At 62.1% G+C, this 10,238-nt stretch carries 8 protein-coding genes and 2 tRNA genes; 4 read left to right on the top strand and 6 right to left on the bottom strand.

Annotated elements, in window-relative coordinates; all coding sequences use genetic code 11:
* From tuf to AB5Y89_RS15235, 3 genes are all read right to left on the bottom strand, one after another.
* Positions 1-932, bottom strand: a 932-nt coding sequence (tuf, locus tag AB5Y89_RS15245; RefSeq protein ID WP_094696491.1) for an elongation factor Tu, incomplete at its 3' end; no start/stop codon positions are given.
* Between the two features lie 172 nt (positions 933-1,104).
* Positions 1,105-1,179 (bottom strand) — tRNA-Gly (locus AB5Y89_RS15240).
* A gap of 38 nt (positions 1,180-1,217) precedes the next feature.
* A tRNA-Tyr gene (locus AB5Y89_RS15235) sits at positions 1,218-1,302 on the bottom strand.
* A gap of 263 nt (positions 1,303-1,565) precedes the next feature.
* Between AB5Y89_RS15235 and coaA the strand changes: the two genes are divergently transcribed.
* Complete coding sequence (gene coaA / locus AB5Y89_RS15230; RefSeq protein ID WP_029314861.1) at positions 1,566-2,504, top strand: type I pantothenate kinase; 939 nt, start codon at positions 1,566-1,568, stop codon at positions 2,502-2,504.
* Between the two features lie 76 nt (positions 2,505-2,580).
* Here the strand turns inward: coaA and birA are convergent, their stop codons facing one another.
* Together birA and murB are read right to left on the bottom strand one after the other, a co-directional pair.
* The gene (gene birA / locus AB5Y89_RS15225; RefSeq protein WP_279956085.1) at positions 2,581-3,546 is read right to left on the bottom strand and encodes a bifunctional biotin--[acetyl-CoA-carboxylase] ligase/biotin operon repressor BirA; all 966 of its coding nucleotides are present in this window, start codon (positions 3,544-3,546) and stop codon (positions 2,581-2,583) included.
* Positions 3,543-4,580 (bottom strand): UDP-N-acetylmuramate dehydrogenase, encoded by a 1,038-nt coding sequence (murB, locus tag AB5Y89_RS15220; RefSeq protein ID WP_010675964.1) that lies wholly within the window; start codon positions 4,578-4,580, stop codon positions 3,543-3,545. The genes birA and murB overlap by 4 nt, the downstream gene beginning before the upstream one ends.
* 125 nt (positions 4,581-4,705) lie before the next feature.
* Between murB and AB5Y89_RS15215 the strand changes: the two genes are divergently transcribed.
* Complete coding sequence (locus AB5Y89_RS15215) at positions 4,706-5,359, top strand: TrkA family potassium uptake protein (RefSeq protein ID WP_010675965.1); 654 nt, start codon at positions 4,706-4,708, stop codon at positions 5,357-5,359.
* Positions 5,356-6,711, top strand: a complete 1,356-nt coding sequence (locus tag AB5Y89_RS15210) for a TrkH family potassium uptake protein (RefSeq protein WP_041211921.1) — start codon at positions 5,356-5,358, stop codon at positions 6,709-6,711. The genes AB5Y89_RS15215 and AB5Y89_RS15210 overlap by 4 nt, the downstream gene beginning before the upstream one ends.
* Before the next feature lie 73 nt (positions 6,712-6,784).
* On the opposite strand, the gene AB5Y89_RS15205 is transcribed toward AB5Y89_RS15210, so the two are convergent.
* Positions 6,785-8,794, bottom strand: a complete 2,010-nt coding sequence (locus AB5Y89_RS15205) for a DNA topoisomerase III (protein ID WP_368224088.1) — start codon at positions 8,792-8,794, stop codon at positions 6,785-6,787.
* Positions 8,795-9,092: 298 nt separating this feature from the next.
* Here AB5Y89_RS15205 and AB5Y89_RS15200 point away from each other — a divergent pair, with 298 nt between their 5' ends.
* On the top strand, positions 9,093-10,223 hold the full coding sequence (locus tag AB5Y89_RS15200; protein ID WP_368224087.1) for a NapC/NirT family cytochrome c: 1,131 nt from the start codon (positions 9,093-9,095) through the stop codon (positions 10,221-10,223).
* The last annotated feature ends 15 nt before the right edge of the window (positions 10,224-10,238 follow it).

The raw sequence follows: 10,238 nt of genomic DNA, 5'->3' as shown, positions 1-10,238 counted from the left end.
ACGTACACTTCGGATTCGAACTTGGTGTGCGGCTTGATGGTGCCCGGCTTGGCCAGTACCTGACCACGCTCTACGTCTTCACGCTTCACGCCACGCAGCAGCGCGCCAACGTTCTCACCTGCACGACCTTCGTCCAGCAGTTTGCGGAACATTTCAACGCCGGTACAGGTGGTCTTGGTGGTATCTTTGATACCAACGATTTCCACTTCTTCACCAACCTTGACGATACCGCGCTCTACACGACCGGTAACTACGGTACCACGGCCTGCGATGGAGAAGACGTCTTCGATAGGCATCAGGAACGGCTGGTCAATGGCACGCTCCGGCTCAGGAATGTAGGTGTCCAGGTGGCCAGCCAGTTCCAGGATCTTCTCTTCCCACTGAGCTTCGCCTTCCAGCGCTTTCAGTGCGGAACCACGGACTACCGGCAGGTCATCACCCGGGAAGTCGTACTCGGACAGCAGTTCGCGAACTTCCATCTCGACCAGTTCCAGCAGCTCTTCGTCATCTACCATGTCGCACTTGTTCATGAACACGATGATGTACGGAACGCCTACCTGACGACCCAGCAGGATGTGCTCACGAGTCTGCGGCATCGGGCCGTCAGTCGCTGCTACTACCAGGATTGCGCCGTCCATCTGGGCAGCACCGGTGATCATGTTTTTAACGTAGTCGGCGTGACCCGGGCAATCTACGTGGGCGTAGTGGCGGGTAGCAGTGTCGTATTCTACGTGGGAGGTGTTGATGGTGATACCACGCTCACGCTCTTCCGGTGCCTTGTCGATCTGGTCGAAGGCGAAAGCTTTACCACCGAAGTGCTTGGCCAGCACGTTGGTGATGGCGGCGGTCAGGGTGGTTTTACCGTGGTCAACGTGGCCGATGGTACCCACGTTAACGTGCGGTTTATTACGCTCAAATTTTTCTTTAGACATGATCGTCCCTCTAAACTAACGCTGAGTACGCGGTGGCAAGCTAACCACAGAACAGTTTATATGATGGATTTGAATCAAGGGGAGTAGAGAGGTTGGTGCTGACAGGCTGGTTCGATTGCCGAACTCACCCTAAGGTGTGGCTCTCAGAATTACCTGAGCCATATCAGCATCTTGGAGCGGGCAGCGGGAATCGAACCCGCATCATCAGCTTGGAAGGCTGAGGTAATAGCCATTATACGATGCCCGCATTTCTCTAACCCAAAGAACTCAAACCGCAGAGAAATATGGTGGAGGGAGAAGGATTCGAACCTTCGAAGGCAGAGCCGTCAGATTTACAGTCTGATCCCTTTGGCCGCTCGGGAACCCCTCCAGTTGCATAAATGCCACAACGGTAATTCTGCTTGCACCCGTTGTTTTTGTCGCTTTTGCTGGGCAAATAGACGACAGACATCTAAGCGTCGCGCATTTTATGGTAAGGATTTTGGGGATGCAACCATTGCACCTTGCAAAATGTGCATTTATGCCGGGATCCAGGCAAAAAAACGCTCCTTCTCCGTCCCGACCGGACGCGTCCCTTGTCGCTCCCGATCCCTTGGTGTATGGTCGCCCTGCCCAAGAAACAGTGATGACACCATGACGACAGAGCATAACCCCTATTTGCAATTCACCCGCGAACAATGGGCGTTATTGCGCGATGCGGTCCCCCTGACCCTGACCGAGCACGATCTGCAGACCCTGCGCGGGATCAACGAGAAGGTGTCATTGCGGGAAGTGGAAGAGATCTATCTGCCCCTCTCCCGTCTCCTCAATCTCTACGTCAAGGCCAAGCAGCGCCGCAGCCGGGTGCTGGAGCAGTTTCTCGGTCAGTCCCGCGGCAAGGGCACCTATATCATCAGCATCGCCGGCAGTGTGGCGGGGGGAAAGAGCACCACGGCCCGTATCCTTCAGGCATTGCTGGAGCGCTGGCCGGAGCACCCCAGGGTGGAGCTGGTCACCACCGACGGCTTCCTGTTTCCCAACAAGGAGCTGGAAGCCCGTGGCCTGATGCGTCGCAAGGGGTTCCCCGAGTCTTATGACATCCGCCATCTGGTGGAGTTTGTCGCCAATATCCGCGCCGGCCACGAGAAGGTCGAGGCCCCCGTCTACTCCCACCTCATCTATGACATCCTGCCCGACGAGAAGAAGGTGGTGGAGCAGCCGGACATCCTGATCCTGGAAGGGCTCAATGTGCTGCAAAGCGGCATGGACTATCCCCAGGACCCTCATCGCGTGTTCGTGTCGGACTTCGTCGACTTTTCCATCTATGTGGATGCCGATGCCGAGCTGCTGCGCACCTGGTACATCGATCGTTTTCTCAAATTCCGCAGCGGCGCCTTCTCGGATCCCGACTCCTATTTCCACCACTACGCCAAACTGGCGGAGAGCGAGGCGACCGAGATCGCCAACAACATCTGGCAGGATATCAACTACCTGAATCTGCAAGAGAACATCTTGCCGACCCGGGAGCGGGCCAACCTCATCCTCACCAAGGGCAACGAGCACGCCATCGAGCAGATCAAGCTGCGCAAGTGACCACTGTCGCAGTGCATACATGAAAGAGGGGGCCCGCAGGCCCCCTCTTTCATTCAGTCGTCATGAGCGTATGGGCTCAGTCCCCCCGCCGCAAGGAGAGTTCCCCTCCCAGATAGAACTTGAGCCCCTCTTCCGTCTCCAGACGCAGGGCTCCGCGTTCGTCGATCCCCCGGGCAATCCCGCGGATCACCTGCTCTCCCATCAGCAGCTTCACCGGCTGGCCGGCGAAGTGGTCGAGCCGGTTCCAGCTCTCGACGAAACTCGCCAGTCCCGTCTGTTCGAAGGTCTGCATGGCCTGCTGCAGGTGCAGCAGCACGCAGGCGGCCAGCTCGTTGCGATCCACCAGCTCGGGCTGGATATGGCGCAGCTCGGACCAGGCCTGATCGATCTTCTCCCCCTCCCGACTCGGCATCGCCAGATTGAGGCCGACCCCGATCACCAGATGGCAGCTGGCACCCGCACTGCCGCTCATCTCCACCAGGATGCCCGCCAGCTTGCGGCCCTGGTAATAGAGGTCGTTCGGCCACTTGAGCGCCACCCCGGGATAACCGAGGGACTCCAGCGCCTCGACCACCGCCACGCCGACCGCGAGACTCAGTCCCATGGCGGCCGCCATGCCCTGCTCAAGCCGCCAGTACATGCTCAGGATCAGCTGGCAACCGAAGGGAGAAACCCAGGGTTTGCCACGACGTCCCCGCCCGGCGGTCTGGCACTCGGCCAGACAGCTCTCGCCGGAGCTCAGGGTGTTGACCCGCTCCAGCAGGTACTGGTTGGTGGAGTCGATGACTGGGAAGCAGTGCACCGGTGCCATCGGTGCCTCTGCCTGCAGCCGCCCCTCGTCATAGAGGGCCATGGGCACCGCCAGCCGATAGCCCTTGCCGGTCAAGCTGAAGAGATCCAGCCCCAGATCCTTGAGCGCGGCCATGTGCTTGCTCACCGCCGCCCGGCTGATGCCAAGGCGCTCGCCCAGCTGCTCGCCGGAATGAAACTGGCCGTCGCTGAGCAGGGTGATCAGGGTCTGTCTGACGGGGGTCAGGGTCATGCCAGTACCTCGTCGAGCCAGGTTTCACCGCTGCGCCCCATGAAGCGCACCTCGTGTTCCAGCACCACACCGAACTGGTGCTCCACGCTGTCGCGGACGTGGGCCGCCAGCGCGATGAGCTCCATGGCGCTGGCGCCCCCCAGATTGACCAGCACCAGGGCCTGCTCCTGATGCACGGCGGCACGACCGATGGCAAACCCCTTGAGACCGCACTGATCGATGAGCCAGCCAGCCGCCAGCTTGGCCTGCCCTTCTGCCGCAGGGTAGCAGGGCATCTGCGGGTATTGCTGTTTCAGGGTCTCGGCCAGGGCGGCGGGCACCACAGGGTTTTTGAAGAAACTGCCCGCGTTGCCCAGCACCGCCGGATCCGGCAGCTTGGCCATGCGGGTGGCACAGACGGTGTCGAAAATGGCCTGTGGCGAAGGGGCATCTCCCAGCGCCGCCAGCGGGCCATAGCCGGCGACCGGGCGCCATGCCTTGGGCAGGCGCAGACCGACGGCGATGATGAAGTGGGAGTCCTGATAGTCGTGCTTGAAGATGCTGTCACGGTAACCGAACCGGCAGTCGGCCGCCGCGATGCGCTCAACCTCGCCACTCTGCCAGTTGAACGCCTCCACGTAGGCACAGACGCTGGCCAGCTCGACCCCGTAGGCACCGATGTTCTGTACCGGGGCCGCCCCGACCGTCCCGGGAATGAGTGCCAGGTTCTCCAGCCCGTGCCAGCCCTGTTGCAGGGCGTGACATACCAGCTCGTGCCAGTTTTCACCTGCCGCCACGTGCAGCAGCCAGTGCTCGGACTCCTCGTGCAGCGTGATCCCTTTCAGGCCGTTGTGGACCACCAGACCGGCAAAGTCATCGCAGAACAGGATGTTGCTTCCTCCTCCCAGCACCAGGCGCGGCAAGGTGGCCAACTCCGGGTTGGTCCGCAGTTGCGCGAGATCATCCGGCCGGGTCACATCGGCCAGCCAGAGGCAGTGTGCGTCCAGGCCCATAGTATTGAGGGTCGACAGGGAGGCGTGGGGGGTGAGTTTCATCTGTGTGTTCCGACAAGGACAAGGGCGCAGTTTACCCCAGATCCCCCGGGACAAAAAACCCGGACACTTTTCGGACTCAGGGCTCTGGAGTAGAGTAACCCCTTCATCCCGCTGAGGAAGCATGCATGAACAATCAATTCGCCGTCATCGGCCTGGGCCTGTTTGGCAGCGCCTTGTGCGAAGAGTTGCAGCGCCAGAATGCCGAGGTACTGGCCATCGACATCGACGAGAGCAAGACCCGCCAGATAGCCACCCTCTGCAACCACGTCATCGTGGCCGATGCCACTGACGAGGCCACGGTCGCCGAACTGGGCCTGGCGAATTTCGACATCGTCTTTGTCGCCATCGGCGACAACCTGGAGACCAGCATCCTGACCACGCTGGTGCTGAAAGAGGCGGGCGTGAAGAAGGTCTGGGTCAAGGCCCGCGACAAGTTCCACGCCAAGATCCTGCAGAAGGTGGGCGCGGACAAGGTGATCAACCCGGAGTGGGACATGGGCCGCCGGGTGGCCCAGAGCATGCTGGACAACCGGCTGTTCGACTACCTGGAGCTGGGTCACGACATGGTGCTGACCGAGTTCGTGATCGGCTTGCAGCAAAACACCCGCACCCTGGCCGACTTGCGCCTGCTGCAGCAAAGCGATTTCCAGCTGTTGGCCATCAAGCGGGGTGAGGTGCTGCACAACGTCCTGACCGGCAAGATGGAGCTGCAACTCGGTGACATCCTGATCCTGGCCGGCAACAAGCACGCCATCGATCACTGGCTCGACACCCTATGATCAACTGGCGCAGCAACTACGCCTTCACCCTGCATCGGGAAGACAACTCCCGCTGGAGCGAGGCCAAGCTCATCCTGGGCAGTTTCCTCATCATCCTGCTGGTTGGCACCCTGTTTCTGGTCCAGCCCTCCAGCCACAAGGGTGAGGTCACCGTCATCAACGCCCTGTTCACCGCCACCTCCGCCATCAGCGTGACCGGCCTCGGGGTGGTGGATACCGGCACCGCCTTCACCCTGCAGGGGCAGATCATCCTGTTGATATTGATGGAGATTGGTGGTCTCGGCCAGATGACCATGACACTGCTGCTCATCGCCATGTTCAGCAAGCGGGTCGGGCTGCGCCAACAGGTGCTGGCCAAGGAGGCGCTGGGCCAGGAGGGGTCCGTCAACATCGTCCAGCTGGTGAAGCGCATCGTCCTGTTCGCCCTGATTGCCCAGCTGATCGGCACCGCCATCATGGCCATTCGCTGGGTGCCCGACATGGGCTGGGGCCACGGCCTCTACGTCAGCTTCTTCCACGCGGTGTCGGCTTTCAACAACGCCGGCTTCTCGCTGTTTGCCAACAACCTCATGGACTACCGGGATGACCCCATCATCAGCCTGACCATACCGGCCCTGCTGATCCTGGGGGGGGTAGGCTTCACCGTCATCGTCGACCTGGTGCGCAACCGCCGCTGGCGCAAGCTGAAACTGCACAGCAAGCTGATGCTGCTGATGACCCCTGCCCTGCTGCTGCTGGGGACCCTGATGTTCTGGCTGCTGGAGCACAACAACCCTGGCACCCTGGGCAACGCCTCCTTCGGGAGCCAGTGGCTGGCAGCCTTCTTCCAGTCGGCCACCGCGCGCACGGCGGGCTTCAACACGGTGGATATCGGCCAGATGGTACCGGCCTCCCTGCTGTTCATGATGATGCTGATGTTCATCGGTGCCGGGGCAACCTCCACCGGGGGCGGTATCAAGGTCACCACCTTTGCCGTCGTCCTGCTGGCGACCCGGGCGTTTCTGACCAAGCGCCCCCATGTCACCGCCTTCGGCCGCACCCTGTCACCCCAGATAGTGACCCGCTCCCTGGCCATCATCATCGTCAGTACCATGGTGCTGATGCTGGCGATGTTCCTGCTGATGCTCACGGAGTCGCAATCATTCGACAAGATCATGTTCGAGACCATCTCGGCCTTTGCCACCGTGGGACTGTCCACCGGCATCACCGCTTCTCTGAGCGAACCGGGCAAACTGATCCTGGTGCTGGTGATGATCTGCGGCCGTCTGGGGCCCCTCACCCTGGCGATCATGCTGGCCCGCCCGGTGGAGACCCGCATCCGTTATCCGGAAGAGAGCGTCTACACGGGGTAAGCCGCTCCATCCATGCAAAGAGGGGCCACTGGCCCCTCTTCTTATTTTTATGTGATCACGGCGCTCGCCAGCCTCAGGCAGCCTTGCCCCTGGTCGTCCCCTTACCAGTGCTCTTTCCAGGGCTCTTCCCCGCACGAGCACTCTTGCCCGTGCTCGTGCGGGGGCGTGCCGCGGTGGACCCAGTCCGCTTGCGGCGGGCAAAGCGTTGCTTGCTGTCACCGGGCGCCGCCTTGGGCAGCGCGCTGAAGCTGGCGCCGGAATCCTGCCGCGCCCCCTCGATCAGGCCGTTGAGCTGCTCGGTGAGCGGCCCCATGAACTGCTGGTAGCTGCCGTGACGTTCGGCGATCTGACCCAGACTCTGCTCCCACAGTGCCGTCATGTCCGGTGTCGTGGCGGTCGTGGGCAGCGCCTGGACCAGGGCTCGCCCGGTCGGGGTGGCCTTGATGCTCTTGCCCTGGCGCACCAGGAAGCGGCGCTTGAACAGCAGATCGATGATCCCGGCCCGGGTCGCCTCGGTGCCCAGACCGTCGGTCTCCCGCAGGGTCTTGCGGATCTCGGGATCCTGCACATAACGGGCGATGCCGGTCATGGCGGCCAGCAGGGTGGCATCGGTAAACGGCTTGGGGGGCTGGGTCATCTTCTCCAGCAGTTCCCCCCGCTCGCACAGCAGTTCCTCCCCCTCTTTCAGGGCAGGCAGGGTTCCCGCCTCCTCCTCGTCATCCTCTTCCACTCCGAGCAGCGCCTTCCAGCCCGCCTTGAGGATGCGGCGCGCCTTGGCCTGGAACAGCCCTCCGGCGATGCGCAGCAACACCTTGCTGTCGTTGTACTCGAACGGCGGGTAGAACTGCAGCAGATACTGGCGGGCAATCAGGCCGTACAGCTTCGCCTCGTCGGCCCCCAGGCTCCCCTCGTTCCCCCTCTTCTCGGTGGGAATGATGGCGTGGTGGGCATCCACCTTGCTGTCGTTCCACGCCTTGCTGCGGATCCTGCCATCCGCTTCGGCGACCGCCCTGGCCAGCGCAGGGGCCGTGCTGGCGATGGCCTCCCGCACCTGGCCGGCCCGGTGGAAGTGCTCGCTCGGCAGATGGCGGCTGTCGGATCTGGGATAGGTGATGAGCTTGTGCCGCTCGTAGAGGCTCTGGCAGATATCCAGCACCCGCTTGGCATCCATGCCAAAGCGCTTGGCCGCGTCGATCTGCAGGCTGGAGAGGTTGTAGGGGAGCGGCGCCGCCTGCTTGCGCGCCTGCTCCTCCACCGCCTCCACCCGGGCGGGTTGCCCCTGGATCCGCTCCACCACCTTGGCGGCCAGCGCCCGGTTGAGCACCCGTCCCTCCTCATCCTGCCAGGGCAGACAGGCCTCCGATGGCAGCCACCTGGCGGTGAAGCGTTCGTTGCCCTGGGTCAACAGATGGGCCATCACCTCGTAGAACGGCTTGGGAACGAAGGCCTCGATCTCGAGATCCCGGCGCACCACCAGACCGAGCAAGGGGGTCTGTACCCGACCCACCGACAGCAGTTCGCTGCAGCCCCCCTTGCGGCCAAGCAGGGTATAGGCCCGGGTCATGTTGATGCCATAGAGCCAGTCGGCACGGCTACGGGCCAGCGCCGACACCGCCAGCGGTACGAACTCCTTGTTGTCCCTGAGCTTGTCGAGGGCGCGGCGCACGGCGGGGGGATTGAGATCGCTGATGAGGCAGCGCTGTACCGGTTTGGTCTTGGGATAGCCGAGAAAGTCGATCACCTCGTCCACCAGCAGTTGCCCTTCCCTGTCCGGGTCACCGGCGTTGACCACGCAGTCGGCCTGCTTGATGAGCCCCTTGATGACGGCCAGCTGGGCCTTGGTCTTGGGTTTGGCCACCAGCTGCCACTGGGTCGGGACAATGGGAAGGGATTCCATGCGCCACTGCTTGTAGGCGGCATCGTAGGCATCGGGCTCGGCCTGCTCCAGCAGGTGGCCGATGCACCAGGTCACCACGTCTCCCTGCGCCGTCTCGATGAAACCATCCCCCTTCTTGTGCGGTTTGGGGAGGACATCGGCGATGGCGCGGCCAAGGCTGGGTTTCTCGGCGATAAAGAGTCGCATGATGGATACACCTGAATACTGTATATGTGAACAGTATACAATCCTCCCGCCACAAACCCCAAGCCCCGGGGTGGTGCGCGGCCTCCCCGCCCCGACTTAGGCATCGCCCCCATCACAGGACATCCCGCTCCCGTTGAAGGGTAAAAGTGCGATTAAAATTCAAAAAAGCATGCCCAAACAAATAACAAAACCAAAAATTACTTACATGTCGAAATAAAAATCATGACCGAGGTCAACCCTTTGAATCTTTGGACTACTACTATATTGGTAATACCCGAATTCGAAGGACACCGTCACCATGCTTGGAAAACTGTTGAGAAAGACCTGGTTCTGGCTTCTGCTGCTCGGGGCCCTGCTGGGGGTCGCTGCACTGGGCGTCACCGTCACCGTGCTGCACAAGACCAGCTCCACCGAGTTCTGCGTCTCCTGCCACTCCATGCAGACCCCCCTCGCCGAATATCAGGGCAGTGTCCACTTCCAGAACGTGAAGGGGATCCGCGCCGAGTGCGCCGACTGCCACATCCCCAGTGAACCCGCCGCCTATCTCTGGACCAAGATCCGCGCCGTGAAAGACATCTATCACGAGGCGATCGGCACCCTCGACACACCGGAAAAATACGAGGCCCACAAGCTGCGCATGGCCCAGACCGTGTGGGATCAGCTCAAGGCCAATGACTCCGCCACCTGTCGCAGCTGCCACAGCTACGCCGCCATGGACATCCTGGCCCAGCGCCCCAATGCCCGCGCCGAGCACCCGGTCGCCATCAAGGAGGGTCAGACCTGCATCGACTGCCACCGCGGCGTTGCCCACATCATGCCGGACATGAGCGGCCTGGCTGCCGCCGGTGCCAGCGAGCTGGCGCAAGCCGCCGCCCAGACCCCGGCCACCGTCACCACCCGCTATGCCATCGCCACCACCCCGCTCTATCTGGATGCCGGCGCCAAGACTGATGAAGGCACCCTGATGCCCTCCACCCAGGTGGAAGTGCTGGCCAACGACAACGGCCGCACCCAGGTGCGCATCGACGGCTGGCAGCAGGACGGGGTGAGCGAGGTGTTCTACGCCGCCCCCGGCAAACGGATCCTGAGCGTGCTGGTCGGCGAAGCCGCCAGAAAAGCCCTCGTGACCGGCAAGAGCGAAACCGACAGCGCCACCAACCTCACCTGGCATCAGGTCAGCCTGACCGCCTGGGTCGACCAGAGCCAGCTCATCGGCGACCAGGGCAAGCTGTGGCAATACGCCTCCACCCTGATGTCCAACAACTGCACCGGCTGTCACGGCCTCACCGCGCTGGATCACTTCAACGCCAACCAGTGGATCGGCGTTATCAAGGGGATGGAGTCTCGTACCTCCCTCACCCCGGAGCAGGCGCGCATGCTCACCCAATACGTGCAGAAACACGCCAGCGACATGAGCGCGGCCCATTAAGGCAGGAACAGAGGA

Origin of the sequence: Aeromonas sp. s4 (genome assembly GCF_040907855.1) — a bacterium.
Classification (GTDB): Bacteria; Pseudomonadota; Gammaproteobacteria; order Enterobacterales; family Aeromonadaceae; genus Aeromonas; species Aeromonas caviae.
Note: the sequence above shows the minus strand (reverse complement) of the source record. Positions and strands in the feature narration are given on the sequence as shown.

What these genes read in the sequence shown, in the direction of transcription:
- coaA (WP_029314861.1), top strand. Translation starts at nt 1,566, where the DNA reads ATGACGACAGAGCATAACCCCTATTTGCAATTCACCCGCGAACAATGG.
- birA (WP_279956085.1), bottom strand. Translation starts at nt 3,546, where the DNA reads ATGACCCTGACCCCCGTCAGACAGACCCTGATCACCCTGCTCAGCGAC.
- murB (WP_010675964.1), bottom strand. Translation starts at nt 4,580, where the DNA reads ATGAAACTCACCCCCCACGCCTCCCTGTCGACCCTCAATACTATGGGC.
- AB5Y89_RS15215 (WP_010675965.1), top strand. Translation starts at nt 4,706, where the DNA reads ATGAACAATCAATTCGCCGTCATCGGCCTGGGCCTGTTTGGCAGCGCC.
- AB5Y89_RS15210 (WP_041211921.1), top strand. Translation starts at nt 5,356, where the DNA reads ATGATCAACTGGCGCAGCAACTACGCCTTCACCCTGCATCGGGAAGAC.
- AB5Y89_RS15205 (WP_368224088.1), bottom strand. Translation starts at nt 8,794, where the DNA reads ATGCGACTCTTTATCGCCGAGAAACCCAGCCTTGGCCGCGCCATCGCC.
- AB5Y89_RS15200 (WP_368224087.1), top strand. Translation starts at nt 9,093, where the DNA reads ATGCTTGGAAAACTGTTGAGAAAGACCTGGTTCTGGCTTCTGCTGCTC.